The organism is Mycobacterium sp., from assembly GCF_019247635.1.
GTDB lineage: Bacteria > Actinomycetota > Actinomycetes > Mycobacteriales > Mycobacteriaceae > Mycobacterium.
Map to the genome: position 1 here is coordinate 1 of NZ_JAFBAR010000103.1, position 26,021 is coordinate 26,021.

24 protein-coding genes are annotated in these 26,021 nt (G+C 66.2%); 13 read left to right on the forward strand and 11 right to left on the reverse strand.

The features are described from left to right. Both JO236_RS16725 and JO236_RS16730 read right to left on the reverse strand, forming a co-directional pair. A partial coding sequence (locus JO236_RS16725; protein WP_293332654.1) for a PPE domain-containing protein occupies positions 1-148 on the reverse strand: 148 nt, incomplete at its 3' end. Between the two features lie 422 nt (positions 149-570). After that, a complete protein-coding gene (locus JO236_RS16730) occupies positions 571-765 on the reverse strand; it encodes a ferredoxin (protein ID WP_293332590.1) in 195 nt (64 codons plus the stop codon). Positions 766-985: 220 nt separating this feature from the next. Here JO236_RS16730 and JO236_RS16735 point away from each other — a divergent pair, with 220 nt between their 5' ends. Next, positions 986-2,161 carry a cytochrome P450 gene (locus tag JO236_RS16735; RefSeq protein ID WP_293332593.1) on the forward strand — a complete coding sequence of 392 codons (1,176 nt, stop codon included), beginning with the start codon at positions 986-988 and terminating at the stop codon, positions 2,159-2,161. A gap of 30 nt (positions 2,162-2,191) precedes the next feature. On the opposite strand, the gene eccCa is transcribed toward JO236_RS16735, so the two are convergent. Further along, positions 2,192-6,349, reverse strand: coding sequence for a type VII secretion protein EccCa (gene eccCa / locus JO236_RS16740; RefSeq protein ID WP_293332596.1), 4,158 nt, complete (start codon positions 6,347-6,349; stop codon positions 2,192-2,194). Further along, the gene (gene eccB / locus JO236_RS16745) at positions 6,346-7,866 is read right to left on the reverse strand and encodes a type VII secretion protein EccB (RefSeq protein ID WP_293332599.1); all 1,521 of its coding nucleotides are present in this window, start codon (positions 7,864-7,866) and stop codon (positions 6,346-6,348) included. The genes eccCa and eccB overlap by 4 nt, the downstream gene beginning before the upstream one ends. 340 nt (positions 7,867-8,206) lie before the next feature. On the opposite strand from eccB, the gene malQ reads away from it, so the two are divergent. From malQ to JO236_RS16760, 3 genes are all read left to right on the forward strand, one after another. Continuing rightward, positions 8,207-10,375 carry a 4-alpha-glucanotransferase gene (malQ, locus tag JO236_RS16750; protein ID WP_293332602.1) on the forward strand — a complete coding sequence of 723 codons (2,169 nt, stop codon included), beginning with the start codon at positions 8,207-8,209 and terminating at the stop codon, positions 10,373-10,375. Between the two features lie 148 nt (positions 10,376-10,523). Then, positions 10,524-10,814 carry a LapA family protein gene (locus JO236_RS16755; RefSeq protein WP_293332605.1) on the forward strand — a complete coding sequence of 97 codons (291 nt, stop codon included), beginning with the start codon at positions 10,524-10,526 and terminating at the stop codon, positions 10,812-10,814. 246 nt (positions 10,815-11,060) lie between these two features. After that, the gene (locus tag JO236_RS16760) at positions 11,061-11,279 is read left to right on the forward strand and encodes a hypothetical protein (RefSeq protein WP_293332609.1); all 219 of its coding nucleotides are present in this window, start codon (positions 11,061-11,063) and stop codon (positions 11,277-11,279) included. 165 nt (positions 11,280-11,444) lie between these two features. Here the strand turns inward: JO236_RS16760 and JO236_RS16765 are convergent, their stop codons facing one another. Together JO236_RS16765 and JO236_RS16770 are read right to left on the reverse strand one after the other, a co-directional pair. Further along, positions 11,445-11,873: an SRPBCC family protein gene (locus JO236_RS16765; protein ID WP_293332657.1), complete on the reverse strand. Its 429-nt coding sequence runs from the start codon at positions 11,871-11,873 to the stop codon at positions 11,445-11,447. Between the two features lie 118 nt (positions 11,874-11,991). Continuing rightward, positions 11,992-12,549 (reverse strand): hypothetical protein, encoded by a 558-nt coding sequence (locus JO236_RS16770; RefSeq protein ID WP_293332612.1) that lies wholly within the window; start codon positions 12,547-12,549, stop codon positions 11,992-11,994. Between the two features lie 182 nt (positions 12,550-12,731). On the opposite strand from JO236_RS16770, the gene JO236_RS16775 reads away from it, so the two are divergent. Together JO236_RS16775 and JO236_RS16780 are read left to right on the forward strand one after the other, a co-directional pair. Further along, the gene (locus tag JO236_RS16775) at positions 12,732-14,600 is read left to right on the forward strand and encodes a DUF4407 domain-containing protein (protein ID WP_293332615.1); all 1,869 of its coding nucleotides are present in this window, start codon (positions 12,732-12,734) and stop codon (positions 14,598-14,600) included. Between the two features lie 143 nt (positions 14,601-14,743). Then, positions 14,744-15,193 carry a DUF6941 family protein gene (locus tag JO236_RS16780; RefSeq protein WP_293332618.1) on the forward strand — a complete coding sequence of 150 codons (450 nt, stop codon included), beginning with the start codon at positions 14,744-14,746 and terminating at the stop codon, positions 15,191-15,193. 48 nt (positions 15,194-15,241) lie between these two features. On the opposite strand, the gene JO236_RS16785 is transcribed toward JO236_RS16780, so the two are convergent. From JO236_RS16785 to JO236_RS16805, 5 genes are all read right to left on the reverse strand, one after another. Then, a complete protein-coding gene (locus JO236_RS16785) occupies positions 15,242-16,051 on the reverse strand; it encodes a DAPG hydrolase family protein (RefSeq protein WP_293332621.1) in 810 nt (269 codons plus the stop codon). Next, complete coding sequence (locus JO236_RS16790) at positions 16,051-17,391, reverse strand: FAD-binding oxidoreductase (RefSeq protein ID WP_293332624.1); 1,341 nt, start codon at positions 17,389-17,391, stop codon at positions 16,051-16,053. The genes JO236_RS16785 and JO236_RS16790 overlap by 1 nt, the downstream gene beginning before the upstream one ends. Positions 17,392-17,503: 112 nt before the next feature. Continuing rightward, positions 17,504-17,788, reverse strand: a complete 285-nt coding sequence (locus JO236_RS16795) for an ANTAR domain-containing protein (protein WP_293332627.1) — start codon at positions 17,786-17,788, stop codon at positions 17,504-17,506. Positions 17,789-18,065: 277 nt separating this feature from the next. Beyond that, on the reverse strand, positions 18,066-18,191 hold the full coding sequence (locus tag JO236_RS16800; protein WP_293332630.1) for a hypothetical protein: 126 nt from the start codon (positions 18,189-18,191) through the stop codon (positions 18,066-18,068). A 3-nt stretch (positions 18,192-18,194) separates the two neighbouring features. Further along, positions 18,195-19,415 (reverse strand): CaiB/BaiF CoA transferase family protein, encoded by a 1,221-nt coding sequence (locus JO236_RS16805; protein WP_293332633.1) that lies wholly within the window; start codon positions 19,413-19,415, stop codon positions 18,195-18,197. A 297-nt stretch (positions 19,416-19,712) separates the two neighbouring features. Here JO236_RS16805 and JO236_RS16810 point away from each other — a divergent pair, with 297 nt between their 5' ends. The 7 genes from JO236_RS16810 to JO236_RS16840 all read left to right on the forward strand — a co-directional run. Next, entirely contained in the window at positions 19,713-20,576 is an 864-nt protein-coding gene (locus JO236_RS16810; RefSeq protein ID WP_293332636.1) for a mycofactocin-coupled SDR family oxidoreductase, read from the forward strand. A 114-nt stretch (positions 20,577-20,690) separates the two neighbouring features. Then, positions 20,691-21,629: a thiamine pyrophosphate-dependent dehydrogenase E1 component subunit alpha gene (locus tag JO236_RS16815; protein ID WP_293332661.1), complete on the forward strand. Its 939-nt coding sequence runs from the start codon at positions 20,691-20,693 to the stop codon at positions 21,627-21,629. Between the two features lie 19 nt (positions 21,630-21,648). Then, entirely contained in the window at positions 21,649-22,647 is a 999-nt protein-coding gene (locus JO236_RS16820) for an alpha-ketoacid dehydrogenase subunit beta (protein ID WP_293332639.1), read from the forward strand. Next, entirely contained in the window at positions 22,640-22,876 is a 237-nt protein-coding gene (locus JO236_RS16825) for a biotin/lipoyl-containing protein (RefSeq protein WP_293332642.1), read from the forward strand. Before JO236_RS16820 ends, JO236_RS16825 begins: the two co-directional genes overlap by 8 nt. 16 nt (positions 22,877-22,892) lie before the next feature. Continuing rightward, positions 22,893-23,765 carry an enoyl-CoA hydratase-related protein gene (locus tag JO236_RS16830; RefSeq protein ID WP_293332645.1) on the forward strand — a complete coding sequence of 291 codons (873 nt, stop codon included), beginning with the start codon at positions 22,893-22,895 and terminating at the stop codon, positions 23,763-23,765. A gap of 10 nt (positions 23,766-23,775) precedes the next feature. Beyond that, a complete protein-coding gene (locus tag JO236_RS16835) occupies positions 23,776-25,311 on the forward strand; it encodes an acyl-CoA synthetase (RefSeq protein WP_293332648.1) in 1,536 nt (511 codons plus the stop codon). Between the two features lie 13 nt (positions 25,312-25,324). Next, positions 25,325-26,021 (forward strand): aromatic ring-hydroxylating oxygenase subunit alpha (locus JO236_RS16840; RefSeq protein WP_293332651.1); only part of this gene is annotated, 697 nt, incomplete at its 3' end.

Here is a 26,021-nt window from a genome sequence, read left to right on the forward strand (position 1 = left end):
CCACCGAACCGTAACCCGCAGCCGCCGAACTCAATTCAGCCGCCAACCCATCCCACGCCGACGCCGCAGCCACCAACGGCCCCGACCCCGGACCCGCATACAACCGACCCGAATTAATCTCAGGCGGCAACGCGCCGAAGTCAAACACCACCCCTCCTCAACCGACCACGTCTGACGTCCTGAGCCTGCTATCGCGCACTTGCAGCCACACTGCTGCGACCGCCACTAGCTTTTTGACCCGCGCTTGTCGTCGGGCGGCCCGAAAAGTTCCGGGCGTTTACCGCTGAGCCGATATCAGGGATCATCCGCGGCTTCGCTTCCTGCCTCGTCATCCCGTTGGTGCATAACCTCTGCGACGACACCTCGTCGTGATCGAACCGCCGCACGACAGAGACTTTAGAGGGCGAAACGGCGGCAAGGCGGGGCTGCGACAACTATTCATTCCGCGCAGATTTCTATTAATCTTCTGTTCAACCCAATGTCCCGGGGATGGTGCGCGACCTGCGGAAACGGCAGCCGTGATCGTATGTCCGGCAGGCAAACAGGGTCGCTGGTTCGGCGCTGGTTAACTCAGTCGTCGTCGAGAATGAGCGCCATCTCAGGGCAGGAGGCAACACCGTCCCGGGTCAGTTGTTCGTCCTCGGGACGCACCTCGTGCTCTTCGAGCACGGAGTAGCCCGACTCATCGATAGGGAACAGGTTCGGATCGACCGCGTAGCACTGTGCGTGTCCCACGCATTTCGACTGTTCGAGACGAACCTTCACTCCGCTGTCCTCTCTCGACTCCTGGCTGGGCCCAGGCCAGATTCGGGACGGATGGATCGATACGTAGATTAACCGCCCGCGGGCCGGCGTCTACCGGATGCGCCCGGCGGCCGGTTGGTGGGCGAATGGCGGCCATGCCATATTGGGCTGTGGCAGCCCCGGCTCGGCTGCGTCGGCGTGCGGAAACCACACGGACCAAAGGGGAAAGAACTTTGACCGCATGAGCACTCTTGGCCAAGGCCAGGCCGGTGGGTTCTACTTGCCTCGACTCGACTATGCGGCGTTGCCGTTGGCCGACGACAGGGGCGTCGGTTGGAAGACCCTGCGCGACGCCGGGCCCGTGGTGTTCATGAACGGCTACTACTACCTGACTCGACGCGAGGACGTGCTCGCCGCGCTGCGCAATCCGAAGGCGTTCTCGTCGACGATCCTGCAGCCGCCCTCCGATCCGCTGCCGGTGATCCCGCTGGCCTTCGATCCACCGCAGCACACCCGCTACCGCAAAATCCTGCAGCCCTACTTCAGCCCGACCGCGCTCAGTAAGTCGCGCCCGGTGCTGCAGCACCACGCGATCGAGATGATCAAGGCCCTTGCCGGACGCGGCGAATGCGAGGTCATGGCGGATTTCGCCCGGCTCTACCCCTTCCAGGCCTTCCTCGACCTCTACGGCCTGCCGCTGCAGGATCGCGACCAACTGATCGCCTGGAAAGACGCCATCATCGGCGACAGGGAGTACCTCGCCCTGGCCGAGCTCCAGGCGGGCCAGGTCGAGCTGTTGGAATATCTCCACACCGCGATCCAGCAGCGCCGGGAAAACCCGGGCTCGGACATGTTGTCGCAGGTGATGGCGGGCCCAGGCGATTTCACCGATCTCGAGCTGCTGGGCATGAGCCACCTGTTGATACTGGCGGGTCTGGACACCGTGACGGCGATCATCGGCTTTTGCCTGTTTGAACTCGCGCGCAGACCGCACTTGCGCGCGCAGCTCCGCGACAATCCCAGGCAAATCAGGGTTTTCATCGAAGAGATCATCCGACTGCAGCCGCCGGCCCCGGTGGCCCCCCGGATCGTCACCGAGTTCGTCAACGTCGGGGGCATGACGCTACCGCCAGGCTCGCAGGTCCGATTGTGCATGGCGGTGATCAACCGCGACGGCAGCGACGCGTGGTCGACCGACGATTTGGTTATGGACGGAAAGGTGCACCGGCACTGGGGATTCGGCGGTGGACCGCACCGCTGCCTGGGATCTCATCTGGCTCGGATAGAACTGACCGTGATCGTCGGAGAATGGCTCAAGCAGATCCCGGACTTCGAGGCGCCCACGGACTATGCCCCCGAAATCAAATTCCCGTCAAAGTCCTTCGCGCTCAAATCGTTGCCGCTGCACTGGGTTTGATCCGGTCAAACCCAGCGCAGCGCCGACGTCCTACTTCCGAAACTCGGTTGCCGCCACCTGGACGAAGATGCCGGTGTCCTCGGCCATCAGCAGGCCACGGCCGCGGGGCAGCGGGCCACCCTTCATCTTGCCGCGGATGAAGCCCTCGTCGGGGTCGGCGTCCATCACCAGCAGTGGCGCATTCGCCTGGTGCAGCGCCCGCAGCATCGGGTCGCTGCCCGCGGACGACCAACCACCGAAGGTGCGGGTAACGAGCACGTGCAAGCCCACATCGGCGGCCCTGGTCACCCAGGCGGCGGCCTTGTGCAGCGGTGAATCGAAACCTGCTGGCAGCTGCTGGATGTCGTCGACGATCAGGAAGATCTCCGGACCGCTCCACCAGGACCGCGACAACAGTTCCTCCGCCGACAGACCGGGCGGCGGTTCACGGCCGGCCAGAACCGCGGCCAGGTCGTTCATCATTGCCGAGACGCCGTCGAGGTTGTAGGCGAACTTCTCCACGTACTCCGAACCCAGCGTGGTGAGCAGCTGACGGCGCGGGTCCACCAGCCATACCTGGGCGGAAGGCCGCTCAGGCGGCGGAGGGGGCGCGCTGGTGGCGCCCGGCGCATACAGCCGACCGATCTCGGCCATGACGGTGGCCAGCGTGGTGGTGCGGCCACATTCGCGGCGGCCCGTCACCACCAAGTGACCGTTCTCGGCGAAGTTGAGATACACCGGCTGCAGATCCAATTCGGATATGGCCCAAGCGATCCCACCCGCGCCGACACCTTGGCGGGTGTCCCTGGCAGCCAGCTCCCGCACCTGCTCGACGCCGAACCGCGCCGGCAACCGACGTACCGGCGGCGCCTGCCCGCTGGACAGCCGGCTGACCGCGTCGACCACACTGTCGGACTCGAAGATGTTGTCGGCCGTGTTATGCAGTGCCGGACGCGCCACCAAGGTGTGCAGGCCCGCTTGCGGGTCGCTGTCGAGCCGGACGTAGTTGACCGCGACCATGCCGCGCCCGGGCTTGACCGGAACTTCCTTGGCGAACCGGGAACGCACCAGCTTGGCGTCTTCAACGGCGGCTAGCCGCAACTCCACCCGGGAACCGAAACCGCTACGCACAGGTGGCCGCAGCTCCGACTCACGGTCGGCGGTGACGACGACATGCACGCCGAACGAGGGCCCCTGGTTGATGATCACGTTGACCTGCTCGATCAGGACCTCGTTCTCCTCGGCCAGAGCCCGGTAGTTGTCGACCACCAGGTAGACGTCGCCGAATCCGTCGTTCGGCACGGGACCCGCCTCGCCGCCGAACTTGCGGCGCCGGAACACCTCCATCGACGGGATCCCGTACTCCAGGAAGGTGCGCTTGCGTTCCCGGACCAGCGCGAGCAGCTCGGCGACCGTGCGGCGCACGCCGTACGGGTCCGTCGGACCGGCGACCTCGCCGACGTGCGGCAAACGCGCGACCGTGGTCAACGCGGTGCTGCTGTAGGCCAGGCAGTAGAACTGGACCTGCTCGGCGGTATGCGTCAACGCCGCCGAGCAGATCAGCGTCTGCAGCGCAGTGGTTTTGCCCGAACCACCGGCGCCCAGGATCAGCACGTTGGAGCCGGGACCGGAGGTGTCCACCGTCCACGGCGGCTGGTCGTGCTTGAACGGGCGGTCGATGATCCCGATCGGGAAGACCAGATTCCGCGCGGTGCCGTAGTCCTTGTGCCACGGGCGGCCGAGGAACCGGTTGACCAGTTCGTCGATAGCGACGGGTTGGGTCAGCGGCGGCTGCCACAGGCGGTAGGGCTCGAAGGGGATCTTGCGCAGCTGATCGATGATCACGGTGCCGACCTTCGGGGTCCTGACCCCTCCTTCGTCCTCCTCCTCGTCCTCGATGAGGTCGAGGACCTCCCCGTTGCCCTGAGCGGGCTCGATCTCCGGCCCGCCGACGCTCACCTCGAGAGGCGTGAACGAGTTGGTGAACAATTGCGGTCGCACATAGTCGATGCTGTGCACCAGCGCGGGCTGTTCCTCGCCGTCGATGGTGATCCCGCGGAAGTAGTCGCGCCACAGGAACTCGGCCTGGAAGCGGATGATGTCCTCGAGGCTCTTCCGGAAGTAACCCAGACCCGCCTGAGCCGGTAGGTTCACCGCGTTCGGCACGCCGGCGGCCTGCGCCGCACCCGCGGTGCGGGCCTTCAGCACCAGCCGGTAACCCATGTTTTCCATAAGCTTCTCGGCCCGGCTCTCGATGGTCTGCGACGCCATCATCAGGTGGATCCAGTAGGCGCGGCCCTGCCGGCCGATCGAGTCGAGGACGTCGACCGCGGTGGGCATGATGCGGAACCACTCGTAGAACTCGTCGATGACCACCACGAGCATCGGCAAGGGCGCCATGTCCTGGCCGCGCGCGAGCATCCGCGAGCGCACGGAGTTGTACTCCTTGGCGTCGTCGACGCCGGCGCTGTCGCAGACCGCCTTGCGCCGCGCGATCTCGCCCCACAAGGCGTCGAGGAAGCGCTCCATCAGCGCCTGGTCTTCCTCCAGGTCGGTGATGATGCGGGACACGTGCGGCACCCCGGCGAACGGCTTGACGGCTGATCCACCCTTGAGGTCGGCCAGCACGAACTGCAGTTCCTCCGGCGGGTGGCCGAGCATCAGCGATTCGATCACGGTTCGCACCAGGGTGGACTTACCGGAACCGGTCGTTCCCGACATGACACCGTGCGGACCGTCGCCACCTTCGTCCAGCGACTTCATGTCCAGGAACAGCAGTTCGCCGTTGTCGGAGCGATTACCGAACGGCGCCCGCAACCGTGACCGCCCCATGGTGTCGGTGCGGCTGCCCCACAGTTCCTCGAAGTCGATATCGGACGGGTCGTCAATCCCGTAGTAGGACAGGATGTCTCGGGCGCCGATGTGTGCGACGCGCTGGCCGATCTCCTCGTATGCTTCGGCAAGCCGCCAGTGCGCCAGCTTCTGGGAGAACTCTTCGGCCTCGGCGATGCTGAAGTGATCCGTCAGGGCGAAGAACCACGGCTTTTCGTCGATCACCATCCAGGTGTCGCGGTCCCGGGGCAGCGCCTCGATCACACCGATGTCGTCGAACCGCAACGTCCGCTCCGGGACGGCCGTCCACATCGGCGAGCCGGTCAAGTCGAAGAACGTCACGCCGTCTACGCCCTCTGAGCTGATCACGTACTCCCATTGGGAATCGATCACGTCGGCGATGATCAGGTGGTGCGGTGTCGGCGTCTGCGCCGACGAGCTGGCGTGCCGGGGTGTAAAGGAACCGCGTCCGGCGAACAACTCGGCCTGTTCCGCGGCGAACTCCCGCACCGAGCTGTAGACCATCCGCGCGCTGCCCGCCGCGTCCTGACGCCGGGGGTCACCGAAGTGCGGCAGCCACTTGACCCAGTCCCACTCCTCCAGGTCGGAGCTGACGACGACCATCCGCACGTGGTCCGGACCGTGCGAGAACGCCAACTGGCAGATCACCGCCCGCATCAGTCCGAGCGCCTGCTCGCGGTCGCCGATCAGCGAATACCAGGGCTCAACGAGCAGCGACACCATCTTCGGCAGGTTGTAGACGACGCTTTGGTAGCGCCCGAATTCCTGGAGTGCCTTCCCGGTCACCGGCTCCAGCTCGATGTCGGTGGGCATGTTCTGGGGCTCGCCCCAAGTCACCTCGGGACGCGTCATGCCCACCCCGACTCGAACAACCCCGAAGTTGAGGTCCTTGCCGTCCGGCTTGCGCTCCCACATTCGGGACGAACCGACGGCCGCCGACAGGGTGTTGGGCGCCGGGTGGAACCAGCGGTAGTTGGCGTCCATGCTGTCCGCCGACTCCTGAGCCGTCTCGCGCAGCATGTCGAGCATCAGCATGAACTGGGCGCGCATCGAGTCCAGCTTCGGGCGGCTCATCTGCTGTTGGCCGCCGAACCGGCCGCCGAACATCATCATCATCATTCCGCCGACCATGAAGATCGGGAAGATCGAGCCGGCACCGCCGAATACGCGTGACCCACTGGCAAAGGTCATCGCCACCATGCCGCCCAGCAGGCCGATCACGACGACGCCGACCACAATCAGCCACCACGGCTTGCCCTCCGGCGGCGGAATGCTCAACGGAGTTGGCAGGACGATGTTCTCCGGCTTGATAACCGGGGGCTTTTCCGGCGTCGGCCGGGCAAATCCGCGTTTCACTTCGGTACCACCAACTCTGCAGGGGTCATGTCCATCGGAAGGGTGTCGTGCTCGACCAGCGCGTCCGCCCGCGACAGCGTCGGCCCCTGCGGCAGCAGGCGTAACGCCACCCAGGGCGCCGGGCTCGGCTTGAGGGTCAGGCCCAAGGCCTCGCGCGCCTCGCGGCTGTCGTCCACGCCGAACCGCGCGCCGGCCTCCGTCAGCCACCACAGCGATTCCGCCGTCTGAGCTCCCGGGTTGTTACCCGTAACGGCAACGAAGTTCGCGAAATCGGGGCCGAAGTACACCTGGTCGGCTTCGCGGCCCGTGGTGTCGGACTTCACCAGCTGGACCACCTTGTTGGCACTGTTGGACGCGATGGGAATGGTCGGGCCGGACACCACCTGGATGCGGGCCCTGGTCTCGCCGGCTGTGCGCTCCCACCACCAGCAGGTCGACGGGTTCTCCCGAATATCCAGCACCTGCAACGGATCGTCCGGGAATGCCGAAAGGTCAAGCCTGTTCACGACAGGCATTTTCGCCAGCGCCGACGGTTCGATGGTCACCGGTTTGGTGTTCCCCGGACCCCCGGCGTTCTGCATCACCTGGGCCACCAGCGTCGGCAGCGTCTGCACGCCGTCGCTCAAAACTAGCGAATATTGTTGCGGCCCACTGATTTGCGGGGTGACGACGATCGTCCCCACCGGGCCCGGGGCGCCCTGGAACGTCGCCGCGGTGCCGGCATTCGGAACTTCGGGCACCGAGAGTTCGGGGCCCACCGGCAGGGCGTCGTAGAGCGCCCGGCTCATCGGACGCGCCTGGCCGACTTGTTCCGGCGTCAATCCCAACGGCAACAACACCGAGCGGTTCATCGGATCGATGCGGGACCGACGTCCCTCCCGAATGACCCACGCATCCCCGCCATAGCTCAGCACCACCGCGTCCGACCCGCTCAACACCTTGCGGTGGTTGGTGAGTTCCGGCGTGCCGTCGATCACCGTCACCGTCACCCCTTGCGGCGCGCCGACCCCCGACGACGTGGCCACGGTGTCACACACCAGCCACGACGACGCCTGGGGGCTCTTGGGCGAGAACTCCGAGGGCGCGCCGGGGATGCCCACCAGCGGCCCGTGCGGCAGGCTGGAGATCTGACTGGACCGAACCAGGTGGGGGTTGTCCGGGCGCCCGGCGATCAGTCGCGCGGACGCCAGGTTCAGCGCCGGGTACAGCCTGTCTCCCACTCGGACGTAGAGCGCGTGCGAGTCACGGTCGGCGATGATCGGGGAGTCGTTGATCTGGCCGGACGGGCTGATGAAGGACCACAGCAGCGCTCCCAGGCAGATCACCAGCGCCGCAGAGACCGACGCGACCACCGCCAACGTCTGACGACGGCCCGGCTCGATTTCCATCCGGACCCGCCAGCGGGTCAATGCCATCGCGGTCCGGCGTGCGAGGAATTGATAACCGGTTACCTGGGTCCGGGTCGACAGACCGAGGCCGTACCCCGACCCCCGCTGCCCGCGGCGCTCCTCGGCCAAGTTAGATCACCTTCCGGTTTGCTGAAATGCCTGGATGTGTGGCCTGAGTTCGGCCTTGTCAACTGACGCGGTTATCACCATCGACAACCGTAAGCCACCCGCGCCGACCTCGCCACGCGGCGCAGTATCAGCGTATTTGCGCAACTGGCAGAGCCGATGCCCGGGCGGCCGCCCGGTCCGCACCGTTGCAGCCTTGCATATCCCCCGCTGGATTTCTCCATAATGCTTCAGCGGGCATACTAGCGGCGCCACGCAAATTCGGCGTGCCGAATGGTCTAACCCCGAGCAGTGGCCCACAGCGCCCGGATCGTCATCGGGCGGGTCCTGGAAGATGGGCGACATGACTGAGCCCGCGCCCTCGCTGCTCGAACTGGCCAGGCGATTCGGCATCGCCACCGGATACGAGGACTGGGCCGGCCGGCACGTGCCCGTCTCCGAGGCCACACTGGTGGCCGTGCTGGCAGCCCTCGGCGTGCCCGCGGCCACCGAACAGGAGCGCAACGTGGCGCTGCGGGCCCAGCTCCGGTCCTATTGGGCGCGTCAGCTCCCGGCCACCATCGTGGGGCGGGTCCACGCGCAGACCAGGTTCTGGGTGCATGTGACCCACGGTCATCCCGCCGAGGTGTGGCTGCAGCTGGAGGACGGCACCGTTCAGCGCGGGCCGCAAAGCGGGATAGCGCAGGTCGACAACTTCACCCCGCCGTTCGACCTGGACGGCCGCTGGATCGGGGAGGCCAGCTTCCTGCTGCCCAGCGACCTGCCGCTCGGCTACCACCGCGTGCACTTAAGCTCTGACGACTTCGAGACCAGCACCGCGCTGATCGTGACGCCGGATTGGCTCGGGCTGCCCGAGCAGTTGGGGGCCCGACGCGCGTGGGGCCTGGCGGTTCAGCTGTACAGCGTGCGTTCCCGGCAGTCGTGGGGAGTCGGCGATCTGACCGACCTGGCCGACCTGGCGGTGTGGTCGGCGTCCGTCCACGGCGCCGATTACATACTGGTCAATCCCCTGCATGCGGCGACTCCGACCAGCCCGATGGAGCCCTCGCCGTACCTGCCGACATCGCGGCGCTTCGTCAACCCGATTTACCTTCGCGTCGAGGCAGTCCCCGAATTCGCCGATCTGAGCAGGCGTGGCCGGGTGCGGCGGCTGCGGTCCGATGTCCAGCAGCGAGTCGGCGAACTCGACGCCATCGATCGTGACAGCGCCTGGGCCGCGAAGCGGGCGGCGCTCAAGCTGCTGCACCGGGTGCCGCGGTCCGCCGGCCGTGAACTGGCCTACGCCGCATTCCGCGCCCGTGAAGGCCGCGCCCTCGACGATTTCGCCACCTGGTGCGCGCTGGCCGAAACCTATGGCGGCGATTGGCATGACTGGCCGGAAGCATTGCGGCATCCCACCGGCGCCGCTGTCGCCGATTTCGTCAGGAAGCATCCCCGGGCAGTCGATTTCCACCGCTGGCTGCAGTGGCTACTCGACGAGCAACTCGCCGCGGCGCAGTCGCAGGCCGTCCGGGCCGGCATGGCGTTGGGCATCATGCACGACCTGGCCGTCGGCGTGCATCCCAACGGGGCTGACGCATGGGCCCTGCAGGACGTGCTGGCACCGGGCGTGACGGCAGGGGCGCCGCCCGACGAGTTCAATCAACTCGGCCAAGACTGGTCACAGCCGCCGTGGCGGCCGGACAAACTCCACGAGCAGGAGTATCGACCGTTCCGCGCACTCATCCAGGCCGTGTTGCGGCACGCCGGCGGCGTGCGCATCGACCACATCATCGGGCTGTTCCGGTTGTGGTGGATACCCCAGGGCGTCCCGCCCACCCAGGGCACCTACGTGCGCTACGACCACGAAGCGATGATCGGCATCGTCGCCCTGGAAGCGCATCGGGCCGGCGCCCTGGTCGTCGGCGAGGACCTCGGCACCGTCGAACCATGGGTGCGCGACTACTTACTTCTGCGCGGGCTGCTGGGCACCTCGATTCTCTGGTTCGAGCTGGATAGGGATGGGCGGGATGGAACAAGCGGTCCGTTGCCGGCGGAGCGCTGGCGAGAGTACTGCCTGTCGTCGGTGACCACCCACGATCTGCCACCGACCGCCGGCTATCTGGCCGCCGACCATGTGCGGCTGCGTGAGTCGCTGGGCCTGTTGACACGGCCGGTGGAAGCCGAACTCGAATCTGACCGCGCCGAGCGGGCCGCCTGGATGGCCGAGCTGCGCAGGGTCGGCTTGCTCGAGAGCGGGCCAGACGAATCGGACGACCCCGAGCAGGTCGTGCTGGCCCTCTACCGCTACCTGGGTCGCACGCCGTCACGACTGTTGGGGGTGGCGCTGAGCGACGCAGTCGGCGACCGTCGTACGCAGAATCAGCCCGGCACCACCGACGAATACCCCAACTGGCGGGTCCCGCTGACCGGACCGGACGGCCAACGACTGATGCTCGAAGAGGTTTTCACCAACCGCAGAGCGGCGACACTCGCCGAGGCGGTACGCGCCCAGACGGTTCCGCCGGCCTGAGAACTGCCGATCGGGCTCTGGGGCACGTCTTTTCGTGGTATCGGCCGAGCCGACGGCTCCCGCCGACCGTCGAACCGACCCGAAGTCGTTTGTACGGTCCGCTTTTCGGGTAGGCGTGCAGTCAGTCGTACGGCAGGAGGAGACGCTCATGGCAGACATGTCGCGCGGTCCTGACGCAGGTGGTCGGGTCGGGTATCGCGGCGCCGGTGAACCGGGCGAGGACATGGCGAGAACGCCCAGGCTCATCGTGGTCACGGCGGTCGCCGTGGCGTTCGTCGCCTGCTTGGCCAACTTCGCACTGGGGCAAGTGGGTTTCGGTATTGCGGCAATCATCGTGGGACTCATGGTCTTTGGAGCGGGATTGTCCTGGCTTGGCATGGATCGCAGGCGGGTTCGCGAGGCCGAACGGGTATGGCCGATCAAGCACCCAGCACGGTGATACGACGGGAGCAAGTGGACCCTTGACCGCGCGAGCGATTAAGTCGGGCAGACCCCTTTGACCCAGTTGTCGAGGACCATGTTGTACCTCGCGTAGTCCGGGTCATCGAAGTGGGCACCGCCGACGCTGACGAAGTGTTCGATCGCTTCCTTGACATCGGCCGGCGGGTTGTAATTCTCAAGGGTGTCAGCGGCTTTGCGGGCCGCGTCTTTGTCCGAGGCCGCTAGCAGGTCTACGTTCGCCCCGGTGACATCGGCGCATTGGCTCGACTCCAGTGTGCTGGAGGGTGCGGTCGGGATGGTCTCGCTCGACGTCGACGTCAACGCGGAACTGGTTGCCGTGTCGGTGGTGTACGTGGAACTCGTGGTCGCGGATCTGCTCGGCGAACTTCCCGTTCTGGTGGTAAACGTGCAGCCCGCCGTCAGCGTCGCCGCAACGACGATTGCCGTGAGCAACCACCGATAGGTCATGTAAGTCTCCTACCCAGTCGATTCGTCGGGTGAAAGCGCACTGCTCCCGCGCCCAAACAGCCCCGGCACGCCGTAGACTAACCCACCATTACTGACCTCGCCAGCAATTTGAATCGTCGCTCGCCTGCTGACAAATCACTCTGCCAGTTCAGTTGCAGTGCTACCGCAACGCAGCTAAGTTGTTCACCGACTTCCGCACTTCGGACCTCAGGACTCTGGCGACGACCTTGCCCACGGGTCCTGCCAGCAGGCCGCCTTTCAGATCTGCGGTGAGATGAAAAGCTGATCCGGGGTCCTCGTCCGTGATGGTCATCTGCACCGCGAGGCGAATCCCGCCCCGGCCGCGACCCTGCAGCTCAATCTGCGTCGGCTCGTCATAACGGGTCACGGTCCAGTGAATGACATTGCGGAAGCCTTTGACTTTGATACACGACGAGATTCGGGTTCCTTCATCGATCGTCGAGGGGACCGCGCCGCGCCAGCCGCCAAAAATCGTCATCCACTCGTCGAACCGGCGCAGGTTGGAGGCCAGCTTCCAGGCGGACTCCGGCTCCATGTCCGATGAGGTCGAAACGTCTACTTGTGTCATGAAATTCACTCTTCCAGGGCGGTGGCCAACATTGCGGCCCAGCGACGCCGGCGACGCGCGACCGTGGCAGCACATACCCCGCCGCACCGGCCCGGTAAACCCTTCGCGCGACAACCGCCTAAGGCCACGCCTCGTTCAGCTGGTGGGCCACGTCGATTATTTGGGCGGCTTGGGATTGCGGCGCGTCGATCTCGGCGGCCACGTACTGGGCTATAAATCGGCGGATTTCACCGTCCACCCCGGCAAGGATGCGCAGCACTTCGCCCCGGAAAGACTTCGACGACACGTTGACGGTGATGTCGGACGACCGCGGTTTGGCGACATCGACGATCAGCAGCAGTGGTTCGGCGGCACGCGCGGTAGCCCGCAGCGCGATGTCGCCTGCGACCACAAACCGCTGCTTGTCGAGTCGCAGGTCGAGCAGTAGGTCTATCGACAGCGGAATGTGGATGACGAACGTGATGAGGTCACCGAGGCGCCGCGTCACCCTGGGCTCCTCGATCTTGACGTTGGCGCTGACCTTGGCAATCCCGCCTGGTCCCTGGGCGATCGGCTCCATAGCGAACTCGCTGCCCGCGATGTCGGCGAATGCCGCGGCGACCCGGTCCGGGGTGACGGCCACCTCGAAGAACCTGCGGCCGAACTCTTCGTAGGTGACGTAGTCCTGGTTTTGCATAGATTTACACCGTCTCACGTCACCAGCTATAACGGCCGCTGATCCGCTCGCGTCGCAGCAAATTCGCGCGCAACTTGTACCACGACGGTGTGATCCGTGACCACCGCAACGAGTTGTGAACAATGCCACAAGCGAGCAATTCAATTCGGTGTGTCGGGCGGCGGCCTGCCAGGCTTGAACGCATGTGTGCCCAAGTAGCTACTGAGCAGCGCTCGGCCGGATCCCGGATCGAGGGCTTGCTCACCTGGCTGGGCGGCGGACACTGGCGCGAACTCGGTGAGCGTCACGAACGGTCCACTCACGCTGTCGCAGGCGCGGTGGTCCTGCTCGGAGCGCTGCTGGCCGGGCTCGTTGCGAGCCTGGCTGTGCACGACGCGGTGCGGTGGCCCCTGTGGGCCCTCCTGGCGCTGACTGTTGTGTTCGGGCTGTTGGTCGGCGCGGTGACCCGCGGCACCGCCAGCGGTTCCGCACAGGGCCGTCCCGGCCTTTTGGGAACGGTGGGACGGGCGTCGGTCGCGATCGCCATCGGCGTCGTCGTCGGTGAACTTGCCGCGGTCGCGGCGTTCTCCGGGGCCATCGACCACCGGCTGGACCAGCGCGCGTTAGAAAACGCCGACTCGGCACCCGGCGTCGCGCAGGCGTCGACGTCCCTCACACAGGCCCAAAGTGCGCGCGCAGCACTGGATACCGCCGTCGATCAGGCCCGTGGCCACCTGGACAACGCCTTGGTCGTGGCGCGCTGTGAGTACAACCCGACACCGCCCTGCCCGCAGACCCGGATCACCGGCATCCCCGGGCCGGGGCCCGAAACCCGCACGGCGAACGAACTTCTCGCCGACGCGCAACGTGAACTTGACAACGCCCTGGCCACCCGCGACCGCCAATCCCCCGAATTGGACGCCGACGTTGCCCGCGACCAGCAGGCCCTCGCCGCCGCGCGGCGCGCGGTGGTGGCGGACGCGGACCGGGGGTTGGGGGCGCGCTGGGTGGCGTTAAATGACCTCACCCTGGCCAGCGCGGGCGCGCTGCTGTTGCGGGTGCTGATGACCGCATTCTTCGCACTGCTGTACCTGCTGCCGTTGATCCTGCGGCGGTGGCGCGGCGAGACCACGCATGACCGCCACGCGGCCGCGCGCGCGGATCGCGATCGTGCCGACCTGGTGCGCGAGCGCGCCGACTTCGAGGCTGATACGGCCATCGCGATCAAGCGCGCCGAGGTGCGCCAGGCCGCCGAAATCATGTGGGCCGAACACCAACTCACCCAGACCCGCCTCGCCATCGAAGCCCAAGCCGAGATCGACCGCGAGCAACAACGTCGCCGCGTCAGCGAAGCGCTCGAGGCTCCCGTGCGGGCCTCGGTGCAACGTGGCTTCGAGCCAGTGCGCAAGCTAGGGGAGGAAGACATGTACCTGCCGATCGCAGCCGAAGCGGAGGCGGCCAGCCGCGCGGTTGCCGAATTGCCCTCTGCCGCAGAGCATCCCCGCGCCGAGGTCGCGGAGAACCTGCCCGCGCCGGCCGAGAAGGGTGGCGACGTTGCGGAGCGGGCGGAGCGCGGGGCACCGCTGATCCCTTCGATTTCGGATGCCACTGGTGCCGCTCGAGCAGCGGCTCGCTGGATTCGACCGTTGGTGCCGCCGATCGTCGCGCGGGCGATCGACAACACGACCCAGCCGCTGCGCACCGCGCGCCAGGTCTTCGAAGAGGTGGAGGAGATCGCGTTCTCGTTCAAGCGCACTCGCAAGGTGACGGTCAACTCTGAGAGCTCCGAGGGCTCTGATCAGCCGCCCGGTGCCGACCCACGGGTTTCGCACGCCGAGGCGCCGGTCAGCCCCACCCGGATCGAATCCATGCGCGACTACGGGAGGCACGCGGGGACGACCGAAAGGCTGGATGCCACCGCCGAGTACGCGCCGCTGCCGGGGGCGGGTGCGAATGACATCGATGCACTCGAGCCGACGGAGCACGGCGCTCATCGCGAGCTCGTACGGCGCGACGGGCCAGCCGAACTGCGTTCACCCGAGGAGCCTCGCCAGCTGCCGCCCGGACGATAACGGCGCATTTCGCCGGCGGCGTAGTATCCAGCCGACGGGACGAAGCGGGTCACTGCGGTTGAGGACCACGTGGCCCGGCCGAGCGATCGGGGGTCGTCGATGGATTGGGAGCGGGGCAGGGATCGCGTGGCGGAGGCGACTAGATGAAGATCACCCTGTTCCTCGCCGACGCGGCGCAACCCGACGCCCAGTCCGGGAAGGTGCATGCCCTCGGGTTGGGGTGGCGGCAATGCCAAACACCAACGCCCGCTTTCGCTTTGGTGGTATTTCTGGACATCGACTGGGATGAGACCAACAAACTGCACAAGCTCACCTGCCAATTGCTCACCACCGACGGCGAACCGGTGACGGTGCCGGGACCCAATGGCCGGCAACGTATCCTGTTCGAAGCGAGCGCCGAAGCGGGTCGTCTTCCAGGGGCAATCCACGGCACCCCGGTGCGCATGCCGCTCACGCTCAACATTCCCGCCGGAATACCGCTGGAGCCCGGGATCTACGAGTGGCGCGTGGAGATCCAGGGTTTCGAGCAGGCGACGGCGGTGGAGACGTTTATCGCGATCGGGCCGCCCCCACCGCAGGCGTCGTCCGGCTAGCGGCGGTTGCCACGACAAACATTGTGCGGCTGGGCGTTGCCCTTTGCGCTATTCGGCGCCGAACGCTTCGTAGAGGTCGGGCAGAAAACCCGCGAGGTGATTCATCTCCTGGGCACAATGGGCCAGCAGGTTACGGGCGGTGGCTTCCGAGGTGCCGAGAACCCGCGACGCGAGGGGCCGCACCGCCTTTGACGCGATGCTCGGGGCATTGCGCACCGCGATGTGCGGTCCGCCCATCCAGAATCGGGACCGCATCTCGGTCCCGCCCCGCGTGGAGCGGATGTGGTGGATGAACCATCCCGCGTCCACCGGGGCGTCACCGGAACCCAGTCGTGCGCAGATCGATACCGCGTCGGCGCTGTCGGGTGGGCAGCCCAAGGTCTCGGGAGCGACGAATTGGATTGCGGCGTTGAGCATTGTCGAACCGATGTACTCGCTGATGATCGACCAGCGCCCGACGTAGCGTTGCGCACCCCGGCGGCCGGCATCGTCGCCGTCTTTCCACGCGGCGAACAGGTGCGCCCGGGGATGCCACAGCTTGTAACGGCGGGTGTCGCTGCCGTGCCAGCCGAACCACCATGACCACATCTGCGGTGTGACCCCGGGCATGTCGGTGCGCACCGAGACCTGGAGGCTGCCGTCGGCGAGGATCCCGTAGCCGTTCTCGGTCTGCTGGTAACCGTCGTCGGCGACGCTCGCCGCGTCGTCGAATGCCAACAATGCCATGCCGCCCTGCGGACCGTGTTGCAGCGCCTCGATGACATGTGTTGCCAGCGGGGCCATTTCGGGCTTGAAGAACTTGCCGAACGGCGTGCTCGCGTCGCCGTCGCGGTAACCAAGGTAGAGATCATCGGCCATCAGATCCGCCCCATCCAACTGTTGAACAGGCCGTCGGGGTCGTATTCGGCGCGCACCCGGTCCAGCTTCGCCATCGCGGCGTCAGTGGCAAACCGTGCCGGACGCCGGCCGAGGTTCTCGTCGGCGAGCTGGATGCCGGTGGCCAAGTGGGACATGGCGGCCATGTTCGACCGCGCCCAGTCGTCGTACTTGGCGTCATCGGCCGGGTCCTTCCACGAGCCGTAGAGCGCGAGGTAGACCTCGTCTTCCAGGCTGTAGGCCATGTCCTCGCGGGTCGGGGATGGCCCCCAGTTCAGCCAGAGGAAGTGCGACGGGTGCGGTGGCATCGTGTCGAGGATCGTGTGGATGCCCGGCAGCAGATCGTCGGCCGGCGCCGACGTCCACATGTTGTCCGCCGTGTATCGGTGGTCGCCCAGGTAATGGCTCATGACGACGTCATACCAAGTGGGCAAATCGGTTGGCAGGTATGGCTGTTTGATGAGGGCCCGGTCGGTGACCGGGCACGTGTCGAATATTTCGAGCGCCTTTGCGGCCTCCGCTTCGGAGTCGGCGAACGCCGGCGACGCGCAGATGATGGCCGGCACATCGAGACCCATTTCCGGAACGCTGCGAGTGGCCAGCATCTGCATCTCGACTCGGCGGTCCACCTCGGCGCTGACGCCGCGTGCCCAGGTGTAAACCTCGTCGGCGGCATCGAACGGATAGATGTACAGGCTGGTGCCGCACACGGCCGGGCGTGGATACAGCTTTAGGTAAAACGATGTGACCACGGCGAAAAAGCCCGGGCCTGCGCCGCGGGCGGCCCAGTAGAGGTCGGCGTGGTCGTTCGCGTCGCAGTGGATCCGCTCCCCGTCGGCGGTGACGACCTCCAGGCCGATGACGCTTTCGCACGCCGGGCCCAGAACCCGGCTGTTCCAGCCGTATCCGCCCTGTAGCAGGTAGCCACCGACGCAGACGCCCTTGCAGTGCCCCCCGGGGAAGAACAGGCCATGCGCTTCCAGGTCGGCCATCAACAAACTGCCGCCCTTGCCGGGACCGACGACGGCCAGGCGCTTGTCGGCGTCGATGGTGACGTGATCGAGGCGGCTCACATCGAGCAGCAGGGCGCCGTCGCGCAGGTGGCTGGCGGCGAAGCTGTGCCCGCCCGACACGATGCTGACCCGATGCCCGTTGGCCTTGGCGTAGCGCAGGGCAGCGCCGATGTCGGCGACATCGGCGGCCTGAACGATCACCTCGGGGTAGCGATCGGGCACCCGTTGGTGCCAGACGGTTTTGCGGCGGGCACCCTCGTACCCGTCCTCGCCGCGGAGGAAGTGCCGGCCCGCAGGTAGCGCACTCATCTGGACTCCCTAGCACCGACGTAGATCCACAATGCGGTTCTTTGTGGTCCGCTATGCGGCACCCTAGTATCTCCGCGGCGGCCATCGCTCGACGGACCGCCGCGCCCTGCGCTCAGCCGGTCGGTACGGCCTTCGTGAACAGTCGGCCCCATTCACGACGCGCCGCGGACTGCGCATCCACGAAGCTGGGTGTCTTCTCGCCCTCGCCCGCCAGGTGCACCAGCGCCCACGCCAGCGCGAACACCGGCACCTTGTGACGCAGTGCCGCGCTGTGCAATTCGTCGAACGCGGCGTCCGAGCGGCACCGGCGCAGACCGATGAGGATGCCGCGCGCGGTGTCGAGGATACGACCGGAGTGCGGATTGCACGAAGTCTGAGCGGCAACCCCGTTCGCCATATTCGCCATAGTGTTGCGATACCTTCCTGTTGCGTCCCACGACATCCGTCACCCACCGGGCGGAACGCTAACCCTGTGGCGGAACAGAATCCGTGCGGTACGCATCGTCGCGACTGTGATCGTCAACTGATGCCCCGATCCTCAATTGACGCCCCGTGCCATGATTTGTGAATCAATCCCGCTGTGCCATACCGCCGCCGATATCGATATGGGGCCGTGACCGTGTTGGTATCACACCGACGTCGTTGTCGCAGAGTCGTTTTAGCGCCCCGCGGCGTTAGGGCCCGAGCACGCGCTGGGTGTCGTGGTTGAGAAGGACCCGGTGGGGATCGAGTCGGTCGCGGAAGTCCGGCAGGTTGTCGTCAATCTTCTTGTACGAGTTGCAGTTTGGTTTTGCACCCAAGCCTCAGAGGATGGCCTTGAGGTCCTTCGCGCGCTCGATTTCATCCCACTCCACGTTGAGTTCGAGCAGGATCTCCTCGGTGTGCTGGCCATGCTCGGGCGCGCGGGCCGGAGCCGGCGGGGTTTCGTCGAACTGCACGGGCGCGGCGACAATCCGGTATCGCTCACCGTGGTCGTCGACGTTGGTCACCGTGTAACCATTGGGTTCGACCTGCGGGTCGTTGAGCGTTTCCCGGGGCGTCGCCAGTGCGGCCCACACCCCCGGTTCGTCTTGGAGGGCCTTGCGCCAATGCGCGAGATCCTGGCTGGCGAAGACTTTCGTGAAAATGGCGGTGGCTTCGGCCGCGTTGGCGATCAGGTTGCTCGACGGCACGAATCGCTCGTCATCGGCCAACTCCGGCAGACCCATGCGCCGGCAGAAACCGGCCCAGAATTTGTCGGGCTGTAGGAACACAAGCTGAATCCACCTGTCGTCTTTGGTTTTATAGCGGTTCACCAGGGCATTGATGGCCAGCCCGGGCGGTGCCCCCGGGATGCCGTCGATGTCGAAGAAGTCGGCGGCCGAAATCGACGGCGCAATGGCCCACATCGCCTGAGCCAACAGCGAGGAGTCCACGATGGTCGGCTCACCGGTGCGCTGCCGGTGGAACAACGCGGCGCACACCCCACCGGCCAGCGTCGCCCCGCCCTGCAGGTCACCGAATGCCGGGCCCTGAACGGCCGGCGTCTCCGTTCCGAACGGCGTGAGCGTATACGCCACCCCACCACGGGCCAGGTACGTCGCGGCGTCGAACCCCCCGCGGTCGCGGTCCGGACCGCGCACCCCCAGCCCCGTGCCGCGCGCGATGATGATCTTCGGGTTGACGGCGCGGATGTCCTCGACGGTGAGCCGCGCCCGCTCCAATGCGCCGGGTAGCCAGTTGGTGAGGAACACATCCGCACTGGCCAGCAGCCGCGCGAACAGCTCGCGACCGGTCTCCGATTTCACGTCGATCGCGATGCTGCGTTTGCCGCGGTTACCCAACTCCAGGATGAAGTCGGCGTCGACGCGGGCGGCTTCGCGCGTGAAACCGCCGACCACCAGCGCCCGTGCTGGATCGCCCGCGGTCACGCCCTCCACCTTGATGACGTCGGCGCCCCAATCCGACAGAGCGGCACCGGCCGACGGCACATACGTCCACGACGCCAGCTCGACCACCCGGACACCGCTGAGAACGCCGGACATGACCAACCTCCTCGGTCGCCATCATTTCTTGCTATTTTAGATATTCTAGTTACCGTAGAGGATACAGTTAGCCCGACTGCCGCCACGGCGAGTTTTCGTGGCAGTACTTCGTGGGAGAGATCCGATGGAGCCGACCGTTGGTACGATCCCGATCCCTCACGCGGTGCCCGCATTTATCGGACCATTCGAATTTCACGGCGCGCTGACTACGTTGGCGGCGAACGACTTTCGGCCGCGATACCGCATCGGGAGCGGGCACGGCTGTAGGTATTTGCCAACCGCGCGATAGGACGGGCTATGGGCAGGGTGACCGGCAAGGTGGCGGTAATCAGCGGGGCTGCGCGCGGCCAGGGTCGCTCACATGCACGGATGCTCGCGGCCGAGGGTGCCGACATCATCGCGGTGGATCTGTGCGCCGACATCGAGACCAACGAGTACCCGCTTGCCCGGCCGGAGGATCTGGACGAGACGGCACGCCTGGTCGAAAAGGAAGGCCAACGCGCATTCACAGCGATCGCCGACGTTCGTGACCGGGTCGCTCTGGCAGCCGCTATCGACAACGGCGTGGCCGAGTTCGGCCATCTCGACATCGTGGTGGCCAATGCAGGTATCTGCCCGCTCACCGCCGGCCTACCGCCGCAGGCGTTTGTCGACGCCGTCGACGTGGATCTGGTCGGCGTGCTCAACCTCGTGCACACCAGCATCAAACATCTGCAGGCGGGCGCGTCGATCATCGTCATCGGGTCCAATGCGGCGTTCATGTCGTCGATGAACACCAGCGGCATCGACGGCGGCCCCGGCGGGGCCGGCTACGCCTTCGCGAAATTGGCTGGCGCGCATTACGTTAACGACTTTGCACGGTCGCTGGCTCCGTTCTCCATCCGGATGAACGCGGTGCACCCGACCAATGTCAACACGGACATGCTGCACAGCGCACCGATGTACCGGGCGTTCCGGCCCGATCTGAAAAACCCGACCCGCCAGGACGCCGAGCCGGTCTTCCCGCTGGTTCAGTCGATGCCAATCCCCTATGTCGAACCCGAGGACATCAGCGAGGCCGTGCTGTTCCTCGCCTCCGACGCCGCGCGCTACATCACCGGGCAGCAGCTACGCGTGGACGGCGGCGGCTTCCTCAAGGTCAAGCCGTGGTCGGGTGCGTGACGGCGATGCGGAAGCCCGCACGAATCATACTGCCCTGCAAAGGAAACGGAGCTGATGGTGGGCGCGGATCACTCCCGGCATGCTGACCAGACCCAACGCCGACTGTACGCGTTGATGGTTCTGATGAAGGCGGCCGACGACCGGCTGTCCAAGGGCATCGGCACCGGGGAGTTCATGTGCGTGTACTGGCCGTCGCGCGGCCAGGAGGCCGTCGCCGCGGCGATGGGCGTGTCGTTGCGACCCGACGACCAATTGGTGACCACCTACCGCGGGCTGCACGATCTGATCGGCAAGGGCGTTCCGCTCGAGGAGATCTACGGCGAGATGATGGGGCGCACTGTCGGCGCCAGCCGCGGCAAGGGCGGCACCATGCACATCGCCAAGCCCGACAGGGGCGTGATGTTTTCGACCGGCATCGTCGGGGCCGGGCCGCCGGTGGCGGTCGGATTGGCGATGGCCGCCAAGCGCAGGGGCCTGGACCGCGTCACGGTGGTCAGCTTCGGTGACGGCGCGACCAACACCGGTTCGTTCCACGAGGCCGCCAACATGGCCGCCCTGTGGGATCTGCCGCTGGTCTTCGTGTGCCAGAACAACCTCTATGCCGAAATGACGCCCACCCGCGACACGATGAAGCTTGAGCACGTCGCCGAGCGCGCCGCCGGATACGGCATGCCGGGGGTTCGGGTCGACGGCAACGATCCGCTTGCGGTGAAAGCCGCGCTCGATGCGGCGCTGGACCGCGCGCGCGCCGGCGGCGGTCCCACCTTGCTCGAATGCGTGACGTTCCGCTTCCGTGGTCACTACTTCGGCGACCGGATGCCTTACATCCCCAAGGAACAGCTCGCCGCCGCGCTGGAGGCCGACCCGGTGCCGCGGTTCCGCCGCCACCTCGCCGAGGCGGGCGTCTGCGCGGACGACGAGCTCGACCGCATCGACAGCGAGGCGCTGAAGACGGTTGAGACGGCCTTGGGCGCGGTCATGACTGCGGAATCTCCCTCCAGCGCCGAACTCGACCACGACGTGTACGCCAGCCCGATCAACTACCCGGTGTGAGGACATGCAGGACGGGGACATGCAAGACAAAGAGATGACGATGCGCGAGGCGCTGAACCTCGCGCTGGATCAGGCGATGGCGGCCGACGACCGCGTGTTCCTGCTGGGTGAGGATATCGCCGACCCTGGCGCATCCGGGCCAACCGCGGGGTTGTCGACGAAATACGGCCACGAACGGGTGCTGGACACGCCCATCTCGGAAGCGGCGATCGTCGGCGCCGCGATCGGCGCGGCCATCGACGGCCTGCTGCCGGTGGCAGAGATCATGATCATGGACTTCATCGGCATCGCCGCCGACCAGCTGATCAACAGCGCCGCCAAACTGCGGTTCATGACCGCGGGGCGCACCACCGCCCCGATCACCATCCGCACCCAGGTCTATGCCGGACTGGCCACCGGGGCGACGCACTCGCAGACCCTGGAGGCGTGGTTCATGCACATCCCCGGCATGAAGGTGATCGTGCCCGCCACCCCGCGTGACGCCAAAGGCCTACTGACCACGGCGATTTTCGACGAGGACCCGTGCCTGTTCGTCGAAACGATCCGCCTGCAGAGCAAGAAGGGACCGGTTCCCGTCGACCCCGGCTTCTCGATCCCGTTGGGCCACGCCGATATCAAGCGCCCCGGCACCGATCTCACGCTGATCAGTTACGGTCGCGCTGTGCATGACGCGCTCGCGGCGGCGGCCACGCTCGCGGAACAGGGCGTGCGCGCTGAAGTCGTCGATCTACGCACCCTGGTGCCGCTCGACGTCGAGACTATCGTCGAATCCGCCCGTCGGACAAGAAGAGTCGTGATTGTGCACGACGCGGTCCAGTTCGCCGGTCCCGGTGCCGAGATCGCGGCGATCCTGCAGTCGGAACTGTTCGGCGAGCTGGCCGCGCCTATCGAGCGGGTGGGCACCCGGTTCGTGCCCAATCCGGCCGCGGCCGTTCTGGAGGCGCAGGTGTATCCCTCGCCGGGACGAATCGTCGCGGCCGCCCAGCGCACCCTGGAGAAGGCGAAAGTGGATGGCTGACTTCATCATTCGCATTCCACGGGTGTCGGTGGCCGTGTCGGAAGCCGAGCTGACGGAGCTTCTCGTCGATACCGGTCAGCCGGTCGAAGAAGGCACGCCGATCTATGTGATCGCCACCGAGAAGGCGGAACAGGAAATCGAAGCTGGCGCGTCGGGCACCGTGCAATGGACCGGCCAGATAGGGACCACCTACGACATCGGCGCCGAAATCGGCGTGATCACGTCCTAACGGAAGGGAAGAACCTATGGATCTCAACGAGACCCGGGAGAGGATCATCTACGAAAAAGAGGGCCCGATCGCGCGCGTCACGCTCAACTGGCCTGAGAAGGCCAACGCCCAGGACCAAAAGCTGGCCGAGGAAGTCGACGCCGCGCTGTTGGACGCGGACCGCGACTACGACATCAAGGTGCTGATCCTCAAGGCCAACGGCAAGGGCTTCTGCTCGGGACATGCCATCGGCAACAACGCGGTCGACTACCCGGACTTCGTGGCGGGGGCAAAGGTCATGGGCACACCCTGGAAGCCGCAGACCGATCTGTTCGTCAAGCCGATCCTGAACTTGTGGGAGTTCTCCAAGCCGACGATCGCGCAGGTGCACGGCTATTGCGTGGGGGGCGGCACCCACTACGGGCTGACTACCGACATCGTCATCGCCGCCGAGGATGCCTACTTCTCCTACCCGCCGTTGCAGGGCTTCGGCATGCCTTCGGGTGAATGTTCCATCGAGCCTTGGGTCTTCATGAACTGGCGGCGCGCCGCGTACTACCTCTACCTCGCCGAGGTCATCGACGCCAAGAAGGCGCTCGAGGTCGGTCTGGTCAACGAGGTGGTGCCGCGCGACCAGCTCACCGACCGCGTCGAGGCGATCGCCCGCCACATCGCGCAGGCCCCGATGACCACGCTGCTGGCGACCAAGGCCAACCTCAAGCGGGCCTGGGAGCTAATGGGCATGCGGGTGCACTGGCAGAGCTCCAACGACCTCGTTGCGCTCGCGTCGATCAGCAAGGACGTGCAGGAGCTGATCCAGACGGTCTTCAAGGACAAGGTGTTGCCCTCCGAACAGGCCCGGCGGCAGGCAGCGGCGGCCGCGCAGACCGATGGCGCGGCAACAAGTTAGCTGCTCCGGTATGCCAGTCAACATCGCCGACCACGCAACCGCGGCCGCGCCGGCCTTGATCCTGTCCGGCGGCGGCACCGTCTCCTACGCCGAACTGTTTGCCCGCAGCCAGCGCGTCGCCGCGCTGCTGCACGAGGCGGGGCTGCGGCCCGGCGACGGCGTGGCCCTGGTCCTGCCGAACCGGCCCGAGTTCTTCGAAATCACTTGGGGCTGCCAACTTTCCGGGCTTTACTACACCGCCGTCAACACCCACTTCACTCCCGACGAGGTCGGCTACGTGGTCGGCGACTCCGACGCGAAGGCGGTGTTCTTGGACGCTTCGATGACCAGCCTCGCCGCTCACGTCCGGGAGGCGACCGGCGAAGTCGATCTCCACGTGGCGGTTGGGCGCAACGTGCCCGGCTGGCGTGCGTATGAGGAAGCACTTTCGGCTGCGGGCGACGCGCCACCCTTGTTGGACGGCTCGGAGATGCTGTACTCATCGGGCACCACCGGCAGGCCCAAGGCCGTCCGCCGGCCGTTGCCGGTCGACGGCAACGGGTCGTGGGCGCAGGCCGTCTTGGAGATGGCGCTGACGCGCAAGTACGGCATGAACCGGGACAGTGTGTACCTGTCCCCCGCACCGCTGTATCACGCGGCGGGGGTGAACTACACCATGGCGGTGCACCGCGTCGGTGCGTCCAGCATCTTGATGCCCAAGTTCGACGCCGAGGCCGTGCTGAGCCTGATCGAGACGCACCGCGTCACCCACGCCCAGTTCGTCCCGACGATGTTCGTTCGGATGCTCAAGCTGCCCGAGGCCGTCCGCAATCGCTATGACGTCTCCAGCCTGCGATGCGTGATCCATGCTGCCGCCCCGTGCCCGGTCGACGTCAAGCATCAGATGATGAAGTGGTTCGGACCCATCCTCTACGAATACTATGGCGGCACTGAGGGTTTCGCGGGCACTACCATCGACCCGGACGAGTGGCTGGCACACCCGGGTTCGGTCGGTAAGCCGTTGAGCCCGGTCCATGTGCTGGGGGACGACGGCACCGAACTTGCGGTCGGGGAATCCGGTGAATTGTTTTTCGAGGGTGGCCCGGACTTCGAGTACTTCAAGGACCCCGAAAAGACCGCGTCGGTCTTCAACGATCGCGGCTGGCGCTCACTGGGCGACATGGGTTATGTCGATGCCGAGGGCTACCTCTACCTCACCGACCGAGCGACGTTCATGATCGTTTCCGGCGGGGTGAACATTTACCCGCAGGAAGTGGAGAACCTTCTGATCATGCACCCCAAACTCGTTGACGCGGCGGTGTTCGGCGTGCCCAACGACGAATTCGGCGAGGAGGTCAAGGCCGTGGTCCAACCGGTTGTGGGTCTGCCCGCGGGCGCAGAACTGGAAGCGGAGCTGATCGAGTACTGCCGGGCCCACCTCGCGACCTACAAGTGCCCGCGCACAGTCGAATTCGATGCGGAGTTGCCCCGCGACCCGAACGGAAAGCTTTACAAGCGGCGCATACGCGAGCGTTACTGGCAGGGGCGGGCGTCACGGATCGTATGAGTGAGGGAAAGTCATGACCACAGAAGTGAACTGGAGTCCGCTTCCGGTGCCGTGGGCGGTGCAGGCCGCCGACCGGATTCCCAAGCAGCGGTACTACGACCCGGATTTCTATACGCTGGAAACCGAACTGCTCTGGCCGCGGGTCTGGCAGATGGCGTGCCGGCTCGAAGAGCTCCCCACGCCCGGTGACTACGTCGAGTACGAGATCCTCGACGAGTCGATCATCGTGGTGCGGCTCGATTCGGACAATGTGCGTGCCTACCACAACGCCTGTCGCCATCGCGGGGTAAAGCTGGTGGAAGGCAACGGGAATCGACGCACCTTCGTGTGCCCCTTCCACGGCTGGTGCTGGGGCATCGACGGCCGCAACACGTTCGTCCTGCGGCCCGAGGAGTTCGACGAACACAACCTGTGCCCGGACGACCTCCGGCTCGTCTCGGTCCGATGCGAGCTGTGGGGCGGGTGTGCGTGGATCAACCTCGACGCCCACGCGCCGCCGCTGCGGGACTGCTTCGAGCCGTTCGCGTCGATCTACGACGCCTGGCGGGTCGAGTCGCTGCGCGTCGAGTGGTGGCAGGCGTGCCGGCTCCCGGTGAACTGGAAGCTGGCGACGGCCGCATTCATGGAGGGTTACCACGTCCCCCAGACGCATCCCCAGCTGCTGCCGTCATCGCAGCCCACGCCGTCAGCCGGGCCGCCGGGACTGGCCC

What these genes read in the sequence shown, in the direction of transcription:
- JO236_RS16815 (WP_293332661.1), top strand. Translation starts at nt 20,691, where the DNA reads ATGGTTCTGATGAAGGCGGCCGACGACCGGCTGTCCAAGGGCATCGGC.
- JO236_RS16795 (WP_293332627.1), bottom strand. Translation starts at nt 17,788, where the DNA reads ATGGCGAACGGGGTTGCCGCTCAGACTTCGTGCAATCCGCACTCCGGT.
- JO236_RS16805 (WP_293332633.1), bottom strand. Translation starts at nt 19,415, where the DNA reads ATGTCCGGCGTTCTCAGCGGTGTCCGGGTGGTCGAGCTGGCGTCGTGG.
- JO236_RS16780 (WP_293332618.1), top strand. Translation starts at nt 14,744, where the DNA reads ATGAAGATCACCCTGTTCCTCGCCGACGCGGCGCAACCCGACGCCCAG.
- JO236_RS16755 (WP_293332605.1), top strand. Translation starts at nt 10,524, where the DNA reads ATGGCAGACATGTCGCGCGGTCCTGACGCAGGTGGTCGGGTCGGGTAT.
- JO236_RS16825 (WP_293332642.1), top strand. Translation starts at nt 22,640, where the DNA reads ATGGCTGACTTCATCATTCGCATTCCACGGGTGTCGGTGGCCGTGTCG.
- JO236_RS16765 (WP_293332657.1), bottom strand. Translation starts at nt 11,873, where the DNA reads ATGACACAAGTAGACGTTTCGACCTCATCGGACATGGAGCCGGAGTCC.
- JO236_RS16770 (WP_293332612.1), bottom strand. Translation starts at nt 12,549, where the DNA reads ATGCAAAACCAGGACTACGTCACCTACGAAGAGTTCGGCCGCAGGTTC.
- malQ (WP_293332602.1), top strand. Translation starts at nt 8,207, where the DNA reads ATGACTGAGCCCGCGCCCTCGCTGCTCGAACTGGCCAGGCGATTCGGC.
- JO236_RS16810 (WP_293332636.1), top strand. Translation starts at nt 19,713, where the DNA reads ATGGGCAGGGTGACCGGCAAGGTGGCGGTAATCAGCGGGGCTGCGCGC.
- JO236_RS16790 (WP_293332624.1), bottom strand. Translation starts at nt 17,391, where the DNA reads ATGAGTGCGCTACCTGCGGGCCGGCACTTCCTCCGCGGCGAGGACGGG.
- JO236_RS16775 (WP_293332615.1), top strand. Translation starts at nt 12,732, where the DNA reads ATGTGTGCCCAAGTAGCTACTGAGCAGCGCTCGGCCGGATCCCGGATC.
- JO236_RS16735 (WP_293332593.1), top strand. Translation starts at nt 986, where the DNA reads ATGAGCACTCTTGGCCAAGGCCAGGCCGGTGGGTTCTACTTGCCTCGA.
- JO236_RS16830 (WP_293332645.1), top strand. Translation starts at nt 22,893, where the DNA reads ATGGATCTCAACGAGACCCGGGAGAGGATCATCTACGAAAAAGAGGGC.
- JO236_RS16785 (WP_293332621.1), bottom strand. Translation starts at nt 16,051, where the DNA reads ATGGCCGATGATCTCTACCTTGGTTACCGCGACGGCGACGCGAGCACG.
- JO236_RS16835 (WP_293332648.1), top strand. Translation starts at nt 23,776, where the DNA reads ATGCCAGTCAACATCGCCGACCACGCAACCGCGGCCGCGCCGGCCTTG.
- JO236_RS16820 (WP_293332639.1), top strand. Translation starts at nt 21,649, where the DNA reads ATGCAAGACAAAGAGATGACGATGCGCGAGGCGCTGAACCTCGCGCTG.